This is a genomic window from Microbacterium sp. MEJ108Y, from assembly GCF_000834175.1.
Lineage (GTDB): Bacteria > Actinomycetota > Actinomycetes > Actinomycetales > Microbacteriaceae > Microbacterium > Microbacterium forte.
Window position 1 is genome coordinate 21,559 of the sequence record NZ_JXQX01000013.1, and the last position, 20,723, is coordinate 42,281.

At 68.3% G+C, this 20,723-nt stretch carries 20 protein-coding genes and 1 tRNA gene; 17 read left to right on the forward strand and 4 right to left on the reverse strand.

Annotated elements, in window-relative coordinates; translation table 11 throughout:
- The first annotated feature begins 23 nt into the window (after window positions 1–23).
- The 3 genes from RU09_RS08470 to poxB all read left to right on the forward strand — a co-directional run bounded on the left by RU09_RS08470 (window position 24) and on the right by poxB (window position 4,785).
- The gene (locus RU09_RS08470) at window positions 24–1,490 is read left to right on the forward strand and encodes an NAD-dependent succinate-semialdehyde dehydrogenase (protein ID WP_042539535.1); all 1,467 of its coding nucleotides are present in this window, start codon (window positions 24–26) and stop codon (window positions 1,488–1,490) included.
- Window positions 1,491–1,563: 73 nt separating this feature from the next.
- Window positions 1,564–2,928: an NAD-dependent succinate-semialdehyde dehydrogenase gene (locus tag RU09_RS08475; protein WP_042539537.1), complete on the forward strand. Its 1,365-nt coding sequence runs from the start codon at window positions 1,564–1,566 to the stop codon at window positions 2,926–2,928.
- A 132-nt stretch (window positions 2,929–3,060) separates the two neighbouring features.
- Entirely contained in the window at window positions 3,061–4,785 is a 1,725-nt protein-coding gene (gene poxB / locus RU09_RS08480; protein ID WP_042539539.1) for a ubiquinone-dependent pyruvate dehydrogenase, read from the forward strand.
- A gap of 157 nt (window positions 4,786–4,942) precedes the next feature.
- Here the strand turns inward: poxB and RU09_RS08485 are convergent, their stop codons facing one another.
- Both RU09_RS08485 and RU09_RS08490 read right to left on the reverse strand, forming a co-directional pair.
- Window positions 4,943–7,741, reverse strand: a complete 2,799-nt coding sequence (locus RU09_RS08485) for a tetratricopeptide repeat protein (RefSeq protein ID WP_042539541.1) — start codon at window positions 7,739–7,741, stop codon at window positions 4,943–4,945.
- Window positions 7,742–7,778: 37 nt separating this feature from the next.
- Entirely contained in the window at window positions 7,779–9,602 is a 1,824-nt protein-coding gene (locus RU09_RS08490) for an HSP90 family protein (protein ID WP_042539543.1), read from the reverse strand.
- Between the two features lie 191 nt (window positions 9,603–9,793).
- Here RU09_RS08490 and RU09_RS08495 point away from each other — a divergent pair.
- The 8 genes from RU09_RS08495 (at window position 9,794) to RU09_RS08530 (ending at window position 15,045) form a co-directional block, all read left to right on the forward strand.
- Window positions 9,794–9,866: transfer RNA gene (locus RU09_RS08495), tRNA-Trp, on the forward strand.
- Between the two features lie 39 nt (window positions 9,867–9,905).
- Window positions 9,906–10,178, forward strand: coding sequence for a preprotein translocase subunit SecE (gene secE / locus RU09_RS08500; RefSeq protein WP_042539545.1), 273 nt, complete (start codon window positions 9,906–9,908; stop codon window positions 10,176–10,178).
- Between the two features lie 41 nt (window positions 10,179–10,219).
- Window positions 10,220–11,272 carry a transcription termination/antitermination protein NusG gene (nusG, locus tag RU09_RS08505; RefSeq protein ID WP_042539547.1) on the forward strand — a complete coding sequence of 351 codons (1,053 nt, stop codon included), beginning with the start codon at window positions 10,220–10,222 and terminating at the stop codon, window positions 11,270–11,272.
- Between the two features lie 189 nt (window positions 11,273–11,461).
- Window positions 11,462–11,893, forward strand: coding sequence for a 50S ribosomal protein L11 (gene rplK, locus RU09_RS08510; protein WP_042539549.1), 432 nt, complete (start codon window positions 11,462–11,464; stop codon window positions 11,891–11,893).
- An 11-nt stretch (window positions 11,894–11,904) separates the two neighbouring features.
- Window positions 11,905–12,594: a 50S ribosomal protein L1 gene (gene rplA / locus RU09_RS08515; RefSeq protein ID WP_042539551.1), complete on the forward strand. Its 690-nt coding sequence runs from the start codon at window positions 11,905–11,907 to the stop codon at window positions 12,592–12,594.
- A 158-nt stretch (window positions 12,595–12,752) separates the two neighbouring features.
- Entirely contained in the window at window positions 12,753–13,565 is an 813-nt protein-coding gene (locus RU09_RS08520) for a transporter substrate-binding domain-containing protein (RefSeq protein WP_042539553.1), read from the forward strand.
- Window positions 13,566–13,568: 3 nt separating this feature from the next.
- The gene (locus RU09_RS08525) at window positions 13,569–14,234 is read left to right on the forward strand and encodes an amino acid ABC transporter permease (protein ID WP_042539555.1); all 666 of its coding nucleotides are present in this window, start codon (window positions 13,569–13,571) and stop codon (window positions 14,232–14,234) included.
- Window positions 14,221–15,045: an amino acid ABC transporter ATP-binding protein gene (locus tag RU09_RS08530; protein ID WP_042539558.1), complete on the forward strand. Its 825-nt coding sequence runs from the start codon at window positions 14,221–14,223 to the stop codon at window positions 15,043–15,045. The genes RU09_RS08525 and RU09_RS08530 overlap by 14 nt, the downstream gene beginning before the upstream one ends.
- 45 nt (window positions 15,046–15,090) lie before the next feature.
- Here RU09_RS08530 and RU09_RS08535 read toward each other — a convergent pair whose 3' ends face one another.
- Complete coding sequence (locus tag RU09_RS08535) at window positions 15,091–15,753, reverse strand: LysE/ArgO family amino acid transporter (protein WP_042539560.1); 663 nt, start codon at window positions 15,751–15,753, stop codon at window positions 15,091–15,093.
- Between the two features lie 70 nt (window positions 15,754–15,823).
- On the opposite strand from RU09_RS08535, the gene RU09_RS08540 reads away from it, so the two are divergent.
- The 6 genes from RU09_RS08540 (at window position 15,824) to RU09_RS08565 (ending at window position 20,009) form a co-directional block, all read left to right on the forward strand.
- Window positions 15,824–16,699, forward strand: a complete 876-nt coding sequence (locus RU09_RS08540) for a LysR family transcriptional regulator ArgP (RefSeq protein ID WP_042539563.1) — start codon at window positions 15,824–15,826, stop codon at window positions 16,697–16,699.
- Between the two features lie 235 nt (window positions 16,700–16,934).
- Window positions 16,935–17,558, forward strand: coding sequence for a SipW-dependent-type signal peptide-containing protein (locus tag RU09_RS08545; protein WP_042539565.1), 624 nt, complete (start codon window positions 16,935–16,937; stop codon window positions 17,556–17,558).
- A 2-nt stretch (window positions 17,559–17,560) separates the two neighbouring features.
- On the forward strand, window positions 17,561–18,178 hold the full coding sequence (locus tag RU09_RS08550; RefSeq protein ID WP_052492907.1) for a SipW-dependent-type signal peptide-containing protein: 618 nt from the start codon (window positions 17,561–17,563) through the stop codon (window positions 18,176–18,178).
- Window positions 18,179–18,217: 39 nt separating this feature from the next.
- Entirely contained in the window at window positions 18,218–18,850 is a 633-nt protein-coding gene (locus RU09_RS08555; protein ID WP_052492908.1) for a signal peptidase I, read from the forward strand.
- Window positions 18,847–19,488, forward strand: a complete 642-nt coding sequence (locus RU09_RS08560; RefSeq protein ID WP_042539567.1) for a hypothetical protein — start codon at window positions 18,847–18,849, stop codon at window positions 19,486–19,488. Before RU09_RS08555 ends, RU09_RS08560 begins: the two co-directional genes overlap by 4 nt.
- Window positions 19,485–20,009, forward strand: a complete 525-nt coding sequence (locus RU09_RS08565; RefSeq protein WP_042539569.1) for a hypothetical protein — start codon at window positions 19,485–19,487, stop codon at window positions 20,007–20,009. The genes RU09_RS08560 and RU09_RS08565 overlap by 4 nt, the downstream gene beginning before the upstream one ends.
- On the opposite strand, the gene RU09_RS08570 is transcribed toward RU09_RS08565, so the two are convergent.
- The gene (locus tag RU09_RS08570) at window positions 20,006–20,698 is read right to left on the reverse strand and encodes a YqaJ viral recombinase family protein (protein WP_042539571.1); all 693 of its coding nucleotides are present in this window, start codon (window positions 20,696–20,698) and stop codon (window positions 20,006–20,008) included. The two genes, RU09_RS08565 and RU09_RS08570, sit on opposite strands and share 4 nt — an antisense overlap.
- Window positions 20,699–20,723: the final 25 nt, after the last annotated feature.

Consider the following 20,723-nt stretch of genomic DNA (forward strand, 5'->3'; position numbering starts at 1 on the left):
TCCTCCCCACAGAAAGAGATTCCATGAGCACTCAGACTGAGCAGGCGCTGCTCGACAGCATCCCCACCGGCCTCTTCATCGGGGGAGAGTGGATCGACGGCGAGACCGGCGGCACGTTCGACGTGATCGACCCGGCGACCGGAGAGGTGATCCGCACGATCGCGGATGCGACCCCCGGCGACGGCATCCGTGCGCTGGATGCGGCCGTCGCCGCGCAGGATTCGTGGGCGTCGACCGCACCGCGCACCCGCAGCGAGATCCTGCGCCGTGCGTTCGACCTCGTGCAGGAGCACAAGGAGGACCTCGCGCTGCTGATGACGCTCGAGATGGGCAAGCCGCTCGCCGAGGCACGAGGAGAGGTCGGCTACGGCGGCGAGTTCCTTCGGTGGTTCAGCGAGGAGGCGGTGCGCATCAGCGGCCGCTACGGCATCAATCCCGAGGGCACCGGCCACATGGTCGTCTCGCAGCGTCCTGTGGGCCCCTCGTTCTTCGTGACGCCGTGGAACTTCCCCTTCGCGATGGCGACGCGCAAGATCGCCCCTGCCCTCGCAGCCGGCTGCACCGTGGTCATCAAGCCACCGGCACTCACGCCGCTGACGACGATGTTCTTCACCTCGCTGCTCGAGAAGGCGGGCCTCCCCGCCGGTGTCGTCAACGTGGTGCAGACGTCGAAGTCGTCGGCGCTGTCGGCCCCGATCATCGCCGACCCGCGTCTGCGCAAGCTGTCATTCACGGGTTCGACCGAGGTGGGCCGCAAGCTCATCGCCCAGGCCGCCGAGGGCGTGCTGCGCGTGTCGATGGAGCTCGGCGGCAACGCCCCGTTCGTCGTCTTCGACGATGCCGACCTCGACAAGGCGGTCGACGGCGCGCTTGCCGCGAAGTTCCGCAACATCGGCCAGGCCTGCACCGCCGCCAACCGCTTCATCGTGCACCAGGACGTCGCCGACGAGTTCGCCCGCAAGGTCACCGAGCGCGTGAAGGCGATGAAGATCGGCCGCGGCACGGAAGAGGGCGTGGCCATCGGGCCGCTCATCGACGAAGACGCCGTCGCGAAGGCCGGCGAGCTCGTCGATGACGCCGTCGAGCGCGGAGCAACGCTGCTCGCCGGAGGCAAGGCGCTCGAGGGCACCGGCACCTTCTACGAGCCGACCGTGCTCACCGACGTGGTCGCAGGTTCCGCGATCCTTCGGGAGGAGATCTTCGGCCCGGTGCTCGCGATCGCGACCTTCGAGACGGAGGACGACGCCGTGCGCCTCGCGAACGACACCGAGTACGGGCTCGTCTCGTACGTGTTCACCGAGAACCTGCAGCGCGGGCAGCGGATGATCGACAAGCTCGAGACCGGCATGATGGGTCTGAACGTCGGTGTCGTGTCGAATGCAGCTGCCCCCTTCGGCGGCGTCAAGCAGTCGGGCGTCGGCCGCGAGGGCGGTCTCGAGGGCATCCACGAGTACCTGTCGACCAAGTACACCCTGATCCCGATCTCCTGATCCTTTCGGTCGTCGGGCGGGCGGAGCTCCGCTCCTCGCTCGACGACCGGGAACCGAACGAGAGGAAAAGAACATGACCGATTACGCCGTCATCAACCCCGCCACCGGAGAGACGCTGGCGTCCTTCGACACGTTCACGGATGCGCAGATCGAGGAGGCGGTCGCGGCCGCCGACGCCGCGCACCGCGACTGGTCGCGTTCCTCGACCGTGGCTGAGCGCGCAGCGCTGCTCCGTCGTGCAGCGGAGCTGCACCGCGAGCGTCGCGAGCAGCTCGCCGACGTGTTCGTGCGCGAGATGGGCAAGCCGCGCGAGGCGGCACTCGGAGAGGTCGACTTCGCCGCCGACATCGCCGAGTACTACGCAGACCAGGCCGAGGCGATCATGGCCGACCAGCCGATCGCCATCCTCGGAGAGGGCTCGGCGATCGTCCGCAAGTCGTCGCTGGGACCGCTCGTCGGGATCATGCCGTGGAACTTCCCGGCCTACCAGATCGTCCGCTTCGCGGCGCCGAACCTGATCGTCGGCAACACGATCCTGCTGAAGCCCGCGCCGCAGTGCCCCGAGTCGTCGACCGCGATCGAGGCGATCTACCACGATGCCGGATTCCCGAAGGGCGCCTACCAGAACGTGCTCGCGACGAACGAGCAGATCGCCGACATGATCGCCGACCCGCGCGTGCAGGGCGTCTCGCTCACGGGCTCGGAGCGCGCAGGCGCCGCGGTCGCCGAGATCGCCGGGCGCAACCTCAAGAAGGTCGCGCTTGAGCTGGGCGGCTCAGACCCCTTCATCGTGCTGTCGACCGACGACCTCGACGCCACGGTGCAGGCCGGCGTCGACGCGCGTCTCGACAACAACGGACAGGCGTGCAACGGCGCCAAGCGCTTCATCATCGTCGACGGTCTGTACGACGAGTTCGTCGAGAAGTTCACCGCTGCGATGGCGGCCGTGCAGCCCTCGGACCCGACACTCGACGACACCGTGCTCGGGCCCGTCTCATCTGAGACGGCGGCCGAAAACCTGCAGAAGCAGATCGACCAGGCCGTCGAGCAGGGCGCGACGCTGCTGACCGGCGGAACCCGCGACGGAGCGTTCTTCACGCCGACCGTGCTGGCCGATGTGACGCCCGAGATGAACGTCTACCGTGAGGAGCTCTTCGGCCCCGCCGCGGTCGTCTACCGGGTCGCCGACGAGGACGCCGCCGTCGCTCTCGCGAACGACACGACCTTCGGTCTCGGGTCTTACGTCTTCACCACCGACGCCGAGCAGGCCGAGCGCGTCGCCGACAACATCGAGGCGGGCATGGTCTACGTCAACCTCGTGCTGGCCGACAGCCCGGAGCTGCCGTTCGGCGGCATCAAGCGCAGCGGCACCTCGCGCGAACTCGGCCACCTCGCCGCCGACGAGTTCGTCAACAAGAAGCTCATCCGCATCGGCTGAGCGACGCTCGCCGCACGAAGGGGCGGATGCTGCGGCATCCGCCCCTTCGTGCGCCCGGTGCCCGGTTCCTGACGCGCCCGGGGTTCGACGGATGCCGGAGCCCGCATGCGCACCCGGGCGTAGGTTGGAAGCATGGCAACCGTCGCAGCGAACATCGTCAAGACCCTCCGCGCCAACGGGATCGACCGTGTCTACGGCCTTCCGGGTGATTCCCTCAACGGCTTCACCGACGCCCTCCGAAAGGACGGCGGCATCCGCTGGGTGCACGTGCGGCACGAGGAGTCGGCGGCCTTCGCGGCGGCGGCGGATGCGGCGCTCACGGGCGACCTCGCCGTCGTCGCCGGCTCGTGCGGACCGGGCAACCTGCACCTGATCAACGGCCTCTACGACGCCAACCGCTCACGAGTCCCCGTGCTCGCGATCGCGGCGCACATCCCCACGACCGAGATCGGCACGGGGTACTTCCAGGAGACCCACCCGCAAGAGCTCTTCCGCGAGTGCAGCGTCTATGTCGAGTACGTCGCAGACCCCAAGCAGATGCCGCGCCTTCTCGAGATCGCGATGCGCGCGGCGATCGAGCAGCGCGGAGTCGCGGTGCTCGTGATCCCCGGCGACGTCGCCCTGGCCGAGATCGCCGACGACCGAGCCGTGGTCATCGAGCGGTCCCACCCCGTGATCGTGCCGAGCGGCGACGAGCTCGCCAGGGCGGCGACACTGCTCAATGCCTCGAAGAAGACCACGATCCTCGCCGGAGCGGGTGTCGAGGGCGCCCACGATGAGGTCATCGCACTCGCCGATCGGCTCGGCGCGCCGATCGTGCACGCCCTCCGAGGCAAGGAGTTCATCGAGTACGACAACCCGTTCGACGTCGGAATGACGGGCCTTCTCGGCTTCGCCTCCGGCTATCGGGCGATGGAGGCGGCTGACACGCTGCTCGTGCTGGGCAGCGACTTCCCGTACGAGCAGTTCTATCCAGAGCACGCGACGACCATCCAGGTCGACATCCGCGGCTCACAGCTCGGCAAGCGGCATCCGCTCGATCTCGGTCTGGTCGGTGATGTCCGCGCCACCGCCGAGGCACTGCTGCCGAGGCTGGCGGAGAAGAGCGACCGCGATCACCTCGATGACTCGACCGCGCACTATCGCAAGACCAGGGCGAAGCTCGACGACCTCGCGACACCGACGAAGGCCGGTCGGCCGATCCACCCGCAGTACCTCGCGCGACTGCTCGATGAGCAGGCGGCAGATGACGCGGTGTTCACCGCCGACGTGGGCTCGCCGACCGTGTGGGCCGCCCGCTATCTGTCGATGACCGAGAATCGACGTCTGATCGGCTCGTTCACGCACGGATCGATGGCCAATGCCCTGCTGCACGGCATCGGCGCGCAGGTCTCGCATCCCGATCGACAGGTCATCGCACTCGCCGGCGACGGCGGGCTCGCGATGATGCTGGGCGAACTGCTCACGCTCACGCAGAACAAGCTGCCCGTGAAGACGATCGTGGTGAACAACTCGTCGTTGAACTTCGTCGAGCTCGAGATGAAGGCCGCCGGTTTCGTGAACTACGGCACTGCGCTCGACAACCCGAGCTTCGCGGCGATCGCCGAGGCCATGGGAATCTTCGCCCGCCGCGTCGAGAACAGCGAGGATCTGCCGGATGCCGTCCGCGAGGTGCTCGCACACGACGGCCCCGCGCTGCTCGATGTCGTCACCGAGCGGCAGGAGCTGTCGATGCCGCCGGCGATCGAGGCCGCGCAGGTCAAGGGCTTCGCGCTGTACGCGATCCGCACGGTCATGTCGGGCAAGGGAGACGAACTGCTCGACCTCGCGCGCGCGAACTGGCGTCAGTTCCTCTGAGCCTCGGGCGCTCGGGAGGACAACGCCTCTTGGGGAGGAGGAATCGGCCCGATTCCTCCTCCCGAGGGGAAGATCTCCTCCCGACGAGCGGGCAGCTCGCGGTGAGGTGCTGCCACGGTGTCGAAACCGCGGCGAAGCGAAGGCTCCGAACCCGCGCCTAGCTCTCGATGAGCGCGCGCACCTCGGCTGCCTCGACCTGGCGACCGAGCGACTCGAGCACGTTGCCGAGCTCGAGCGCCGACACCTGACGCAGCGGCGCATGCTCCACCGCGTGCTCGAGCGCGCTGCGGTAGACCGGCACGGCGTCAGCCGCGCGGTCGTCGCCGGCGAGCAGGCGGGCGGCGAACAGCTCGGAGCCGCCCGCCGAACCCGCATCCCCGATCGCCGCGAATCCGTCGGCTGCCGTCAGAGCAGCGGCAACAGCCTCGTCGATCCGTCCGAACTGAGCGAGCACCCGACCTCGCGAATCGGTCACGTCGGCGAGCAGCCACCCCGCCTCGTGCTCCTGAGCCAGCGCTGCGACCTCGTCGAACAGGGCGAAGGCGCGGTCGTCCTGCTTCGCGCCGTAGGCCTGCCCGAGGTTGTGCAGCACGTCGGCGAGGGCGCCGACCGCCTCAGGGGCCTTGCGCACGATCTCGGATGCCGTTTCGAGCGACTCGATCGCGTCGTCGTGCTCGTCGAATCGGGCGAGGATCTTCGCACGTTCGGTCAACGCCATGGCCTGATCGGCGTGTTCCTCCGCCTCACCGAAGAGATCGGCCGCATACCCGTACGCGCCGACAGCCTGACCGAACTCGCCGGCCGAACCCAGGGAGCGGGCGAGGAGCGATGCGGTCATCGCCCGAGAAGCGGCAGGCACCTCGGCCTGCTCCTCACGCTCGAGCACCTGACCGAACAGCTCGGCGGCCACCTCGGCGTCACCCGCGGCGAGCATCGCCCGCGCGAGGCGGAAGTCCGCCCCCGCCTGGTCGCCGCCCTCCTGGGCGACGAGACGCGAGGTGACGCGGTAGCGGGCGACCGCCTTCTCGGGGTCGCCGGCGTCCTCCCAGAGCGCCCCGGCGAGCAGGTGCGCCGTTGCCAGCGCCGTGGTCGCGCCGAGCCCGGCGAGCAGCCGGGACGCCTCATCGGCATCCGCCGCGCCACGCGCGTAGTCGTCGCTGCCTCCGCGCACCCTGGCACGCGTCTGCAGGGCCTGGGCGCGGTGACCGACGCTGAGATCGTCCTGGGCCAGGAAGCGATCGAGCAGAGCGGATGCCGCCTCGATGTCGCCCTTCTGCAGCACCGCCGCGATGGCCACGAGAGTCGTCGTGTTCGAGAGGCGCACATCGTCTGCGTCGGCGAACGCCCGGGCGGCGATCTCCGCCATGTCGAGCGCCGCATCCGGTTCGTCGGCCTGCATGTGCAGCGAGGCGCGGCTGATCGCGACATCTCCCCGCGACCAGGCCGGGAGGGACTCGGCGTTCGCGAGCTCGTCCTCGAGCGCCGCTGCGGCATCGGCGGTGTTCAGCCCGAAGGTCGCCAGACCCACGCGCTGCTCGAGATCGGCCTGTGCATCGAGGCCGGCGGCGCGCAAGGCATCGATCCGTGCCGGCAACAGGTCGGCGGCCTCGTCGGCGCGATCGAGCGCGATGAGGATGCCGAGGCGCATCGACATGAGCTGAGCGACCTTCGAGGGGTCCTCGACCGCCAGGGCATGCGGCAGAGCCTGCAGCGTCTCGTGCTCCGCCCCGAACTGGGCGAGATCCATGACCCGGTCGAACCAGGCGTCCGGATCGCCGGGCGTGGCCGAGTCCGGCGTGGTGGCGAAGGCGTCCGACCTGATCGGCACGTCGTAGTGCTCGTCTGCGAGAGCGCGCATGCGGGCGAGGCTGCGTGCGTGGCCCTCGGTGCCGTCGCGGCGATCGAACTGGGAGCCGATGCGCTCGGCAGCGCCCCATGCGGCGGCGGCGAGTTCGGCTGCGCCCCACGCCCCATCGTGCTCGCCGAAGAACGCGGTGAGCGAGGGGGAGTCGGCACCGCGCACCGGGGCGTCGCCGTGGCCTGCTGCGGTGACGCGGTCGAGGGCGAAGGCGAATGCGGCCAGCGCCGCGAAATGCGCGTCGACGTTGAGGCCGTCGTGCGCGAGCCACGCGATATGGCGCTCGACCTGGGCGAGCGCCCTGGCCTCGTTGCCGGTGAGGGCGGAGAACACGATGTTGTTCGCGACGATGCGCAGGTTGTCGGGGTTGTCCTTCGCCAGACGGTAGCTGCGCAGATGCGCGCTCTTCGCCTCGTCGAGGCGCCCGGCGCGCAGGTAGGGCACGAGCACGCGCGACAGCGCATGCTCCGGCTCCTCGCCGCATGAGAATCCGCCCTCGAGCATCTCCTCGACGAGCCGGATGGCCTCGGCGTCTCGATCGGTCTCTGCGAAGAACCCGGCGAACTGGCTGCGCCCGCACGCGTCGCAGTGGCTGTGGTCGTCGCGGGGCGTGGCTTCCAGCTGCACGCGCAGCGCTTCGGCGTCGTCGATGCGCCCGGCGTCCCAGGCGTCCTCGAATCGGGCCGTGAGCACCCCGCTCATGCCGAGCCCGGCAGTGCGGTAGTGCGTCTCCATGTCGTCGAGCACCGCCGCGATCTGCTCGACGGAGAAGGCGGGAGACGAACGCAGGGACGAGGCCATCCACTTGAACTGCCACATCAGATCGGCGCCGCCGTACTCGAGATCGGCGGGGAACCGCTGCGGGTCGGCGTCGTGCCTGGCGAGGCACCACGCGAAGGAGTTCAGCATCACGTCGGTCGCGCCGTTCATGTTCGCCGACGCGGTCTGCCGCATCCGCGCCTCGTACTCGAGCCGCTCGTCGCCGAGCTCGACAGCGAGTGCGACGGCATCCGCCACCAGCGCCTGCTCCGCAGGGCCCCACGGAGTGCGGTCGATCTCCTCGATGAGCTGCGTGAAGCGCTTCTTCGGACGTGTCATGGGGATCCTTCGGACGGAGCGGATGGCAGAGCTGTGGTCAGACGGCGTCATCGAAGGGGATCGAGTCCTCTTCGATGCCGGCCGACAGCGACACGAGGTCGGAGAGCGCCGTCGTCATGAGTGCACGATCGGCGTCGGAGAGCGGATGGTGACCGGCCAGCAGAGCCTGGATGTAGAGCAGCTGCACGGTGCGGGCGAACACCGCGTCGTCCTGCACGCGCACGAGCGCCCGCACGACGCGGTTCGACCAGTTCAGGCAGAGGCGCGCGCTCAGATCGTCGTCGCGGGAGGCCGCGACGGTCGAGTCGATGCGATCGAGCACGCCGCCCCACAGCGATCCGGTGATGCCTTTCGTGCGACCGCGGTCGATCCGGCGCAGCACCTCCGGATCGGCGACGTAGAGCGCTGCGAGCTCCGGCTGGTCGATCGAACGCACCGTGACGGAGCATCCGGATGCCGTCAGCACGCGGCCCGCTCGTTCCTCCAGCGCCATCGCGGCATCGCGGTCGTCGAGGGGCGGCGGGTCGAGGCGGTCGAGCTCACCCGCGACGTCGACGAGCTCGATCGTGACATGGGGGTAGAGGTCCGGCAGCATCCGCACGAGGTCTGCGTCGTACAGGTAGCCGCCGTTGACCAGGACCTCGGAGCCGGGCGAGATGCCGGCGACCTGGCGGAACTCGTCGACCGTCTGCGCGTAGCGCACGTGCGGGTACCGCTCGACGAGATCGCCGATGCGCATCGTGCCGTGCGTCGTCTCGAGGGTGAGCCACCGGGTGATGAACGTCGCCAGCTCGTCGTCGTGGCGCACGAGAGACTTCAGACCGACCTCGTGGATCGCCACGAACTGGGCCAGTCTGTGCGGCTCGCGCAGCCCCAGCTCGAGCACCCAGCGGCGGATGCCGGCGCCCAGCTGCTCGCGGACGCGCTCGAGCGCCGCGTCGTCGACGAGCGACTCGCGGCTCGCCGTCGGGGCGAGGCCGGTCGAATCGACGACCGCCCGCACGAAGAAGGCCCATTCGGGCAGCACGTCGTCGACCCGCTCGCCGAGCAGCATCCTGCCGAGGTACATGCGAGTCGCCTGACGGGCACCCGGTGGGGGAGCGTAGGGGAGCACGAAGGCGAGCCCTCGAGTGCCCGTGGCGGGTTCGCTGAGCTCGATCGCGTCGAGCGGAGTGGCACCCAGCAGGTCGCGTCCGTACTGCACTGCGCTGTCGATGTCGTCGACGGCGTCGAGGAAGGGCGCGCGTCTCGTGATGTCGATGTCGCCGTTCGAGGACTCGAGCGTCACCCGCACGGGCAGGAACTCGGCGAAGGCGGTGGCCAGTTCGCGCACGGCTGCGGGGCGCAGCAGCTCGTCGGCGTCGAATCGGGGCTTGAGGTGCACGCTCGTGCCGACGGGCAGGTCGTCGTCGATCTCCACGACGCGGAAGGTGCCGTCGGCGCTGCCCGTCCACTCGACGGCCGAACCGCCCCGTGCGCTGCGCGAGCGGATCACGATCGAATCGGCGACCATGAAGCAGCTGAGCAGGCCGATGCCGAACTGACCCAGGTAGTCGCTGCGAGGGAGATCGAAGATGTCGCGCTTCGAGCTGCGTCCGACCGTGGCGAGCAGATCGCCCACCTCGGCGGCGTTCAGGCCCACTCCGTCGTCTCGCAGCACGAACTCGCCGGAGTCGTCCGTCAGCGCGGTGATGCGGATGCTCCCGCCCCCGCCGTCGACCTCGCGTCGTGCCGTGATGGCGTCGCGGGCGTTCTGCAGCAGCTCGCGCAGATACACGCGCGGGCTCGAGTAGATGTGGCGGCTCAGGAGGTCGACGACACCGCGCAGGTCCACCTGGAACTGCTGCACGTCAGCGCTCACTGCGCCCCCTCCCGTTTCGTCCGCTCGCCGAGCCTAACAACAACGACGAGAGCGGGCCCGGTTCGGCACCGACCGGCGGATGCCGTATGCTTGACCAGCAGTTGTTGTCTGCATTCTTTCGCCGTGCCCGGTCCTTCCGGTCCGACAGCGGTGGCAGGATGGAGACGACACCCCGAGACCTCCCGGTCTCTAGGGCGGTAGCTCAATTGGCAGAGCAGCGGTCTCCAAAACCGCAGGTTGCAGGTTCGATTCCTGTCCGCCCTGCGCGTCAGCACACGCTGACACACGAAAGGTACATTCAGGATGGATCAGGACGAACCGCGCGGCGAGGTCGTCGCGGCCGGCGCCACCCGCGAGAAGAAGCGTGGCATCGCGGGCTTCTTCGCAGGGATCGCCCTGTTCTTCCGTCAGGTCATCGCAGAGCTGCGCAAGGTCGTCACGCCGACCCGCAAAGAGCTGGTCAAGTTCACCGCAGTGGTGCTCGTCTTCGTTCTCATCGTCATGGGCATCGTCTACGGACTGGACACCCTGTTCGCCTGGGTGACGCACATCGTCTTCGGGGTCCCGGGCGCCTGACGCCCTCGCGGCCCTGGCCGCAGTGATTGGAAAGAAACAACGTGTCTGAACGATATTCCGACGACGCCGACTGGGCGACGGCTGCCGAGCAGTCCAGCGAAGAGGACGAGGCCCAGGAGGGCAACGTGCTCGCTGCGGAGGAGCAGTCGGTCACCTCGGCCGAACATGTCGCCCTCCACATCGAGGACGTCGACGGAGACGACGACGTCGACGTGCAGGACGACGACACCGACATCGACATCAACGACCCGGAGGCGGACGCTATCGTGAACGACGCTCTCAACCTGGACGAAGCGGCTGAGTCTGAGGCTGCCGCCGAGGTCCTCAACGACTCTGTGGCGGAAGAGACCGCCGAGCTCGAGGCTGCTGAGGCCGATGAGGTCACCCCGTACGACGGACCCGACGTCAACGGCGACGATGACATCGCGGCCGTTGGCGACGACGCCGAGTCCGACGAGGACGACGCCGAGGAAGACCCGTACGAGGCCTTCCGCATGGACCTCCGGATGCTTCCGGGTAAGTGGTACGTCATCCACTCGTACGCCGGATTCGAGCGCAAGGTCAAGGCCAACATCGAGCAGCGCAAGTCGACGCTCGAGGTCGAGGACGAGATCTACCAGATCGAGGTCCCGATGGAAGACGTGGTCGAGATCAAGAACGGCCAGCGCAAGATGGTCACCCGCGTGCGCATCCCGGGCTACGTGCTCGTGCGCATGGAGCTCACGGAAGACACCTGGTCGGTCGTGCGCCACACTCCCGGCGTCACCGGCTTCGTGGGCAACGCCCACAACCCGACCCCGCTGCGCTTCGAAGAGGCCTTCAACATGCTGAAGTCGCTCGTCGAGGTCAAGGACGTCCCGACGGCCAAGAACATCGCGTCGAAGGGCGGCCTCGCGGTCGCTCGTCCGCTTCCCGCCGAGGTCGACTTCGAGGTCGGCGAGACCATCACGATCAAGGAGGGCTCGTTCGCGGGTCTTCCCGGTTCGATCAGCGAGATCAAGCCCGAGAGCGGCAAGCTCACCGTGCTCGTGTCGCTCTTCGAGCGCGAGACCCCGGTCGAGCTGTCGTTCGACCAGGTCACGAAGATGATCTGACATACGCCTCAGAGAACGGCCGTCCCATTCCGGGGCGGCCGTTCCTGCGTAGGAGGCATGCCTCCGGATCAGGTAGACTTGTGTGGTTTGCGTGCCGCTTCGGCGTGCGCGCGGACGACCGCAGCCCGGAGATGCCGGGTTCGCGGGAGAGCGGATGCACCCGCATCCGTTCGATGAAAGGAAGAGGATATGGCACCGAAGAAGAAGGTGACCGGCCTGATCAAGCTTCAGATCAACGCCGGTGCAGCCAACCCGGCGCCGCCGATCGGCCCCGCGCTCGGTCAGCATGGCGTCAACATCATGGAGTTCTGCAAGGCGTACAACGCCGCGACCGAGTCGCAGCGCGGCAACGTCATCCCCGTCGAGATCACCGTCTACGAGGACCGCAGCTTCACGTTCATCCTGAAGACCCCGCCGGCCGCGGAGCTCATCAAGAAGGCCGCTGGCGTGGCCAAGGGCTCGTCGACGCCTCACACGGTCAAGGTCGCGAAGATCACCAAGGACCAGGTCCGTCAGATCGCCGAGACCAAGCAGGCCGACCTGAACGCTAACGACATCGAGGCTGCCTCGAAGATCATCGCCGGCACCGCCCGTTCCATGGGCATCACGGTCGAGGGCTGAGGAGAATAATCATGGCTACGAAGTCCAAGGCTTACAAGGCTGCCGCCGAGAAGATCGAGGCAGACCGTTTCTACACTCCCAGCGAGGCAGTCGCCCTCGCGAAGGAGACCGGCTCGTCGAAGTTCGACTCGACCGTCGAGGTCGCGCTCAAGCTCGCAGTCGACCCCCGCAAGGCAGACCAGATGGTGCGCGGCACCGTCATCCTGCCCCACGGCACCGGCAAGACCGCCCGCGTCATCGTCTTCGCCACCGGCCCCGCGGCCGAGGCAGCGATCGCCGCAGGTGCAGATGAGGTCGGCGGCGCCGAGCTCATCGAGAAGGTCGCCGCAGGCTGGACCGCGTTCGACGCGGCCGTCTCGACCCCGGAGCTCATGGGCCAGGTCGGTCGTCTCGGAAAGGTCCTGGGTCCGCGTGGACTCATGCCGAACCCGAAGACCGGCACGGTGACCCCCAACACGGCCAAGGCCGTCGAGGAGATCAAGGGCGGAAAGATCGAGTTCCGCGTCGACAAGCACGCCAACGTGCACTTCGTCGTGGGCAAGTCGTCGTTCTCGGCTGAGCAGCTCGACGAGAACATCGGCGCAGCGCTCGAGGAGATCGTCCGCCTCAAGCCGTCGAGCTCGAAGGGCCGTTACATCCAGAAGGGTGCGGTGTCGACCACGTTCGGCCCCGGCATCCCGCTGGACGTCAACGCCATCTGAGTGTGATTCCGGAAAGGCCCCCGCATTCTGCGGGGGCCTTTCTGCATCCAGAACGACATCGAGCGTCATCGGATGTTGGGATGCGGGTCGGATGCCGCGTACTGTGAATGAGTTCCGCGCCACAGCAATCGCGCCTCATCGCACCCCAGGAGGGTCACATGTCCCGTCGCCTCATCGCCGTCACCGCACTGGTCGTCACCGCAGCAGCACTCACCGCCTGCAGTGGAAGCACGACCCCCGCTGAGAGCAGCTCGAACGAGGCCGGCTCGGACTTCAGTCTCGTCAACGACGGGGTGCTCACGGTCGCCACCGAAGGGACCTACCGTCCGTTCAGCTTCCACGGCGACGGCGGCACGGGTGACCTCACCGGCTTCGACGTCGAGATCATCCAGGCTGTCGCCGACAAGCTCGACCTCGAGGTCGAGTTCCAGGAGACCCAGTGGGACGCGATCTTCGCGGGCCTCGACGCCGGACGCTTCGACCTCATCGCGAACCAGGTCAGCATCAACGAGGAGCGGCAGGAGAAGTACCTGTTCAGCACTCCGTACACCGTCTCGCCAGGAGTCATCGTGGTCGCCGAGGACGACGACTCGATCTCGTCGTTCGACGACCTCGAAGGCAAGACCACCGCGCAGTCCCTCACCAGCAACTGGTATGAGCTGGCCACCGAGTCCGGTGCCACGGTCGAGGGCGTCGAGGGCTGGGCGCAGGCCGTCGAGCTGCTCCGCCAGGGCCGTGTCGACGCCACCATCAACGACAAGCTGACCTTCCTCGACTACGAGACCACCAACAGCCCGTCCGGTCTGAAGATCGCCGCCGAGACCGAGGAGGCGGGCGAGCAGGCGTTCGTGTTCACCAAGGACAAGACCGACCTCGTCGAGGCCGTCGACGGCGCGCTCGAAGAGCTGCGGGCAGACGGCACCCTGGCCGAGATCAGCGACAAGTACTTCGGCGAAGACGTGACGCAGTAGCCGATGGAGAATCCCTGGCAGCTGTTCTTCGATTCACTCGGGCCGATAGCCCTGGCGGGAGTGACGGTGACGGTGCCGCTCGCGCTCGTGTCGTTCGCGCTGGGGCTCGTGCTCGCGATCGGCGTCGCCCTGATGAGGATCTCGGTCAATCCGCTGCTGTCGGGGATCGCCAGGTTCTACATCTCGGTGATCCGAGGCACGCCGATGATCGTCCAGTTGTTCGTGATCTTCTACGGGCTCGGGTCGATCGGACTCAAGATCGACCCGTGGCCCAGTGCGATCATCGCGCTGTCGCTCAACGTCGGCGGCTACGGGGCAGAGGTCGTGCGCGCCGCCATCCTGTCCGTCCCGAAGGGGCAGTGGGAGGCGGCGTACACGGTCGGCATGAATCGCACGCGCACGCTCACCCGCGTCATCCTTCCGCAGGCCGCACGGGTCTCGGTGCCGCCCCTGTCGAACACGTTCATCTCGCTCGTCAAGGACACCTCGCTCGCCTCGCTGATCCTTGTGACCGAGCTCTTCAAGGTCGCGCAGCAGATCGCATCGGCGACTCTGGAGTTCATGGTGCTGTATCTCGCGGCCGCCCTGGTCTACTGGGTGCTGTGCCTCGTGCTGTCGTTCGGTCAGAGCGCACTCGAGAGGAGACTGGATCGCAATGTCGCTCGCTGATGCTGCACGCACGCCCCACACGTCCACCGCAGACGCTCTTCTCACGGTGCGCGGCCTGCACAAACGCTTCGGCGACAACGAGGTGCTCCGCGGCATCGATCTGACGCTGCACCGCGGCGAGGTCGTCGTGCTGATCGGCCCGAGCGGGTCGGGCAAGACGACCGTCCTGCGCGCACTCAACGGCCTCGAGACGCCCGATGCAGGCACGATCGTCGTCGCAGGCGGGCCCGACATCGACTTCGCCCCTGAGACGCCGGTGTCGAAGCGCACGCGGGCACAGAAGCGACTCGCGCTGCGTGATCGTTCGGCGATGGTCTTCCAGCACCACAACCTCTTCCCGCACCTCTCGGTGCTCGAGAACGTGATCGAGGGGCCGTGGCGCGTGCAGGGGCGCCCCAAGGCCGAGGTCGTCGCAGAAGCAAAGGTGCTCCTCGCCAGGGTCGGGCTCGCCGATAAGGCGGACGCCCGCCCGCACGAGCTCTCCGGTGGGCAGCAGCAGCGTGTCGGCATCGTTCGCGCTCTCGCGCTGCGCCCCGACCTCCTGCTCTTCGACGAGCCGACCAGCGCGCTCGATCCCGAACTCGTGGGGGAGGTGCTGCTGGTGATCAAAGAGCTCGCCGATGAGGGGTGGAGCATGGTGGTCGTCACGCACGAGCTGAGCTTCGCGCGCGAGGCGGCTGACCATGTCCTGTTCATGGATGCGGGCGTCGTCGTCGAAGAGGGCGCCCCGGCCGACATCTTCGGCGCCCCGCAGCACGAGCGCACGAAGAGATTCCTCACCCGCATCATGAGGCCCCTCGACGGCGAGTGACCGCGGACCGCGCCGAGACGCGGGGGTGGATGGCCTCGAGGCGTCTCAGGCGCCGAGCACCGGCAGCACCAGGCTGACAGCCAGCGTGATCATGACGATCGCGATGAGGGCATCGAGGATGCGCCATGAGCGTTCAGTGCGGAGCCAGCGACCGAGGTAGCGGGCGCCGAAGCCCAGCGCGGTGAACCACAGGATGCTGGCCATGATCGCTCCGGCCGCGAACAGCCAGCGATCCTCGCCGTGGGTGGCCGCGATCGATCCGAGCATCAGCACGGTGTCGAGATAGACATGGGGATTCAGCCAGGTCAGCGCCAGCGCCGTCGCGACCACCGGAGCGAGCGCAGTGCGAGTCGCGGTCGCCGTGGCAGGGCCGCTCGATCGGCGAGTCGCTCTTTCACCGTCTGCCGGGTCGACCCGCAGCTGCTCGCCGCCCCGCCACGCTCGACGAGCCGCGAGGATTCCGTAGACCAGCAGGAACAGGGCACCCGCCCAGCGAGCGACGACGATGAGCCAGGGAGCCGCTGAGATGACGAATCCGAGTCCGGCGACGCCCGCGACGATCAGCAGGGCGTCCGAGACGGCGCAGATGATGACGACGGGCAGCACGTGTTCACGGCGAATGCCCTGACGAAGGACGAAGACGTTCTGAGCGCCGATGGCGACGATCAGGGACAGGCCGAGGCCGAGGCCGGAGAACACGGGGAGCATGATCCCACGCTAGGTCCGAGTAGACATCAACACCAGTTCGTATTCCTTGACTACCATTAGCATCGCTAATGTGAAGATCGACCCCGAACTCGCCGTCACACTTGCCGCGGTCGCTGACGAAGGAACCTTCGACGCGGCATCCCGAGCGCTGGGGGTGACCCCCTCTGCGGTGAGCCAGCGGCTGAAGAGCCTCGAAGAGCAGCTCGGACGCGTGCTCGTGGTGCGCGCCAAGCCGGCGCGCCTCACAGAGGCAGGTGAGTCGGTCGTTCGACTGGCGCGGCAGATCGCCCTGCTCGAACACGACGCCCTCACCGCGCTCGGTCTCGACGACGTGAACGCGCCGCGCACCCGCATCCCTCTCGCCGTCAATGCGGACTCGATGGCGACGTGGTTCCTCAGCCCGCTGGCGAGACTCTCTGCGACGCACGAGCTCGATTTCGACCTGCATCGCGACGACCAGAACTTCACGGCCCGTCTGCTCGAGTCGGGCACCGTCATGGGGGCGGTCACCAGTGAGGCGGAACCCGTGGCCGGATGCTCCGTCTCGCCGCTCGGCGTGCTGGAGTACCACGCGATGGCCGCGCCCGCGTTCGCCCGGCGCTGGTTCGGCGACGGCGTCACGGCCGACGCTCTCGCCGCCGCGCCCTTCGTCGACTTCGATCGACGCGACACGCTTCAGCATGAGTGGCTGAGCGCCATGGGCGTCGCGCAGCACGGGGTCCCCAGGCACTACGTGCCGGCGTCGCATGATTACGCGCTCGCCGTCCGGCTGGGACTCGGCTGGGGAATGGTGCCGCTGCTGCAGGGCGATCACGAGCTGGTGCGGCTCGGAGGACCACCGCTGCGCGTCAGCCTCTACTGGCAGCAGTGGAATCTGCGGTCTCGGCTGCTCGACACCATCGCCGCCGAGGTCGCGGACGAGGCTCGGCGGGTGCTGTCGCGCTGACGGCAGGACCCGTCGAGGTGAGTTCGAGCTCGTCAACCAGCCGATCGGTTCTCGATCGTCACAGACATTCAGTCATGAAATACCGATGTGGACGCCTGATCGTGATCACGGACCCCTTGAAATAAGACATTCCTTGGACAAAGCTGACGGGAACGACATGAACACTCGGATGCGGGCCGCAGAAGGGCGGCCATCCCCAGCATCTGCGGTTCATGAATTCCGGAGGGGGAATGTCATGGCTGAAAGAGACACACAACGCAAGGTTCTGGCAGTTCTGGCCGGTGGGCTGGTGCTCGGCGTAGGGATCGGGGTGACGCTCGCGGCCTGGAACGATTCGGAGTTCGCGACCGGCACGTTCACCGCAGGCTCGTTCAACCTCGAGGGCTCGACGACGAGTGCCACGACCGGATATGCCAACCACAACGTCGACCTGGGGCAGACGGCCGCAGCGCTCGTCTTCGAGCTGCCGACTGTCGCATCGTCGATGTCGCCGGGCGACGTCGTCTACGCGCCGTTCTGGGTGCGGCTCGACAGCACCACCACGAACAGCGCCACGCTCGTCCCGTCGGGGATCACCGCGGGAACGGGCGGAAACGAGGCGAACCTGTCGTACACGGTCACAGCGATCGACGCGGGTGATGCGTGTGATGCCACCGCCGCAGGGACGGTCGTCGCATCGGGAACGACACTCAGCGCTCAGACCGGAGCCACCTCGGTTCCGCTGACCGAGGGCACCCCGGCAGGGACCGCGGGAACGCCCGTTCAGCTGTGCTTCGCGGTGACAGCCGGTGCCGGTCTCACGCAGGGTGCGACCGCGACCGCGACATGGGAGTTCACGGCCACCTCGACTGCGGACTGACCATGGCTGTCACCCGCAGAGGCATGCGGGAGGCGAAGCGGCTGCTCTCCCGTCGGATTCGAGCCGTTCTCGCGGGCGGCCTGGTGTTCGGCGTCGGCGCGACCATGACCCTCGCCGCCTGGAACGATTCCGAGCACGGCAACGCGACATTCACCGCGGGGCGGTTCGACATCGTGGGTGCGACCGACGGCACGACGTTCTCGAGCCACCCCGTCGGCACTCCGGCAGCGCTGTCGTTCAGCGCACCGTTCTCGGCCATGGCTCCGGGAAACACCGTGTACTCGCTGTTCAGCGTGCGCACCGCCAACCCATCCGTCGCGGGCACGCTGCAGCTGAGCGTGACCTCGACGGCGGGAACCGGTCTCGGCACCTACCTGCGTTACGGCGTGCGGGCGATCGCCGGGACGACGTGCAACGGCACGACCTATACGGCCGGCACCGCGGTCGTTCCCGACAACTCGCTGATGTCGGTCGGCGGCACCGGAACCCAGGCGGTCGCGGCGAACGGCGGGACGACGGTGAACTACTGCTTCGCGGTGACGTTGCCCGCTGCGACCGACAACGGAGCCCAGGGGCTGACGGCGATCCAGACATGGCAGGTCGTCGGCACCTCCAGCTGATGCGCGGGCAGAGCTACGGATGACGTCTGAGGAGGAACGATGAGCGCACCCACGAGGCGGAGCCTGCGTGAGCAGACGGCGACCGTCGACGCGTCGCCCTCCGCGCCCGCAGCGTCGGCATCCGTTCCGAGGCGTTCGACCCGTCGAGGTCTCGGGCGCGTGCTCGCCGACGCCCTTCTCTGGCTCTCGGCGATCGCCGGCGTCGCCTGCATGGTGCTGGTCGTCGTGGCCCTCACGGCGAACATCACCCTCATCATGTTCCGCACCGGATCCATGGCGCCGACGATTCCGGCAGGCTCCGTCGCGGTCGTCCAGAGCGTCGCCGCCTCGCAGGTGCAGGTCGGCGACGTCGTCACCGTCGATAGGGCGGGCGACCTGCCTGTCACTCACCGGATCACGTCGATCACTCCAGGGTCGAACGAGGATGAGCGTGTGATCACGATGCGAGGAGACGCGAACGCAGCCGACGATCCTTACCCGTACACCGTGCAGACGGTGCGAGTCGTGCTGTTCTCGGTTCCGGGAATCGCCACCGTGATCGTCGCGATGGGCAACCCCTACGTGCTCGGCGGCCTCACCCTCGGCGCGACGGCCCTGGTCGTCTGGGCGTTCTGGCCGCGCTCGTCGAAGGATCGTCGCGTGCGGACCCACACGGCGGGGGCCGGCCGATGAACCGGCGGGCCGCATGCGCGACGAGCGCCTCGGCGGTCGTTCTCGGCGCGCTTCTCGCGGCGGGCCCTGCGTGGGCGGCGCCGTCCACGCAGGTGGTGCAGGGAGATGTTCTGCGGCTGGTCTCGGTCGCCGACTGGGACGCTGCTTCGAGCCTGTTGCCAGGACAGCCTGTGCACTGGGACGTGACAGTGAGTGCGGAGGCGCCCGACCCGGGAGTCGTGGCGGTGGGCGTGAGCGCGTCGGGAGATGCGTCGCTCATCGTGGATGCCTACCGGTGCGAGCTGGTGTGGGACGAGACCGGCTGCGCCGGCGGCGTGGAAGAGCTGACAACCGGCTGGCCGATTCCCCGAGACGGCGCGGAGGTGGACCTCCTCGAGATGCCGGACACGGAGGTCGCGCACCTGAGGCTCGTCATCTCTCTAGCCGGCGACGACGCCGGAAGCACGCAGGTGCGGGTGCATGCGCGCGGCGCCGGGGAGTCGGCCGTGATCGGCCCGGACGGGGGACTCGCGACGACCGGCCTCTCACCGCTCGCGCCCTGGACGATCGGCGCGGCCATCGCCGTGGGCGCCGTCGGAACGTTGCTGTTCGTGGCGGGCCGCCGCCGTGTCCTCGTCGAGAGCGAGGACGGGTCATGACCGGCCGACGTGGGCGGCGCGTCCTCGCCGGCGTCGCGGGGGCAGCTCTTCTGCTGGGCATCGGCATGGCACCGTCGGCTCAGATGACCGAGGCGGCTTTCACCGACAGCGACCACGCCCGGACGACCATCACCGCGCTGCGTCTCGCTCCACCTCAGATCACCGGCTTCTCCTCGTGCATCCGGCCGCCCGTGCTGGGCGGTTCGTTCATGAAGATCGTCTTCCAGTGGCCGAACGCTGCGGCACCGTACTCGACCATGACATCGGCGAACGTGCAGTGGCGCGTCGGCACGACGGTGATCGCCCCCGTGGTCACGGGGCCGAATGCCCAGGGCAGGTACACGGCGGACATCACGACAGGATTGCTCTCGGGGCTGCTCGGGTCGTTGCTGGGCGCGGACGTCATCCTCGAGATGCGGACGACGTATTCGGGGTGGACCTCTCCCGGAGTCACCACAGCCACCTACAACGCTCCGCTGATCGCGGGCGCGCCGACCTGCACTCCCGCCAACGGCGTCTAGTCGGCGAGAGCGAGCGCGCGGAAGGCGTCGCGCTCGCGAAGGTGCTCGCGGCGACTGGCGGCGGCCGCTGCCGCAGCATCCGCTATCCGGGTCGGCACCTGCATGCCGGTGGTTCGTCGGTACAGCTCGTCGATGAGGTCGGTGGCGAGGCCGACGAGCTTCGCGATCTCGCGGTCGTCGCGATCGATCCAGACGCAGCGGGGCTCATCGTGGATCGGAGCGAAGTCGACGTGCTCCTCCCAGACGAACAGAGTGCGCTCGGCGCCGAGCACGTGCTGCTGCCACCAGATCTGGCGGAGGTAGGTGCGGGGGATGCCGCGGAACGCCTTGTTCGTGGTCTTGATCTCGGCGAGCTTGACGCGGCCGTCCGCGTCGACGGCGATGCCGTCGGGGGTCGCCAGGTGCCGGTGCTCGACCTCGGCGCGGAACAGGGCGGACGACGGCAGGATGCCGTGGGTCGCCGCCACCCAGGCGGCGATCTCGGGCTCGCGGCGTCTCCCGTGATCGGTATAGGCGTTGCCTCCGAAGCGGGGCCCACCGCCGAGCTTCGAGTCGGCCGCGCGCGCGATCGACCTCTCGCTCGTGAGTCCGGCGACGTCCGTGGCGGTGATCCCGCGCGATCGTGCCCTCATCCAGGCCACGCGGTCGCGGGAGTCCGCGACGATGCGAGCTTGGAGTTCGGGGGTCACCTATCGAGGGTAACCCCGGTCGCCG

Bases quoted from the DNA above. Each gene is read 5' to 3' on its own strand.
- RU09_RS08470 (WP_042539535.1), top strand. From the start codon at position 24: ATGAGCACTCAGACTGAGCAGGCGCTGCTCGACAGCATCCCCACCGGC.
- RU09_RS08475 (WP_042539537.1), top strand. From the start codon at position 1,564: ATGACCGATTACGCCGTCATCAACCCCGCCACCGGAGAGACGCTGGCG.
- poxB (WP_042539539.1), top strand. From the start codon at position 3,061: ATGGCAACCGTCGCAGCGAACATCGTCAAGACCCTCCGCGCCAACGGG.
- RU09_RS08485 (WP_042539541.1), bottom strand. From the start codon at position 7,741: ATGACACGTCCGAAGAAGCGCTTCACGCAGCTCATCGAGGAGATCGAC.
- secE (WP_042539545.1), top strand. From the start codon at position 9,906: ATGGATCAGGACGAACCGCGCGGCGAGGTCGTCGCGGCCGGCGCCACC.
- rplK (WP_042539549.1), top strand. From the start codon at position 11,462: ATGGCACCGAAGAAGAAGGTGACCGGCCTGATCAAGCTTCAGATCAAC.
- rplA (WP_042539551.1), top strand. From the start codon at position 11,905: ATGGCTACGAAGTCCAAGGCTTACAAGGCTGCCGCCGAGAAGATCGAG.
- RU09_RS08520 (WP_042539553.1), top strand. From the start codon at position 12,753: ATGTCCCGTCGCCTCATCGCCGTCACCGCACTGGTCGTCACCGCAGCA.
- RU09_RS08525 (WP_042539555.1), top strand. From the start codon at position 13,569: ATGGAGAATCCCTGGCAGCTGTTCTTCGATTCACTCGGGCCGATAGCC.
- RU09_RS08530 (WP_042539558.1), top strand. From the start codon at position 14,221: ATGTCGCTCGCTGATGCTGCACGCACGCCCCACACGTCCACCGCAGAC.
- RU09_RS08535 (WP_042539560.1), bottom strand. From the start codon at position 15,753: ATGCTCCCCGTGTTCTCCGGCCTCGGCCTCGGCCTGTCCCTGATCGTC.
- RU09_RS08545 (WP_042539565.1), top strand. From the start codon at position 16,935: ATGGCTGAAAGAGACACACAACGCAAGGTTCTGGCAGTTCTGGCCGGT.
- RU09_RS08550 (WP_052492907.1), top strand. From the start codon at position 17,561: ATGGCTGTCACCCGCAGAGGCATGCGGGAGGCGAAGCGGCTGCTCTCC.
- RU09_RS08555 (WP_052492908.1), top strand. From the start codon at position 18,218: ATGAGCGCACCCACGAGGCGGAGCCTGCGTGAGCAGACGGCGACCGTC.
- RU09_RS08560 (WP_042539567.1), top strand. From the start codon at position 18,847: ATGAACCGGCGGGCCGCATGCGCGACGAGCGCCTCGGCGGTCGTTCTC.
- RU09_RS08565 (WP_042539569.1), top strand. From the start codon at position 19,485: ATGACCGGCCGACGTGGGCGGCGCGTCCTCGCCGGCGTCGCGGGGGCA.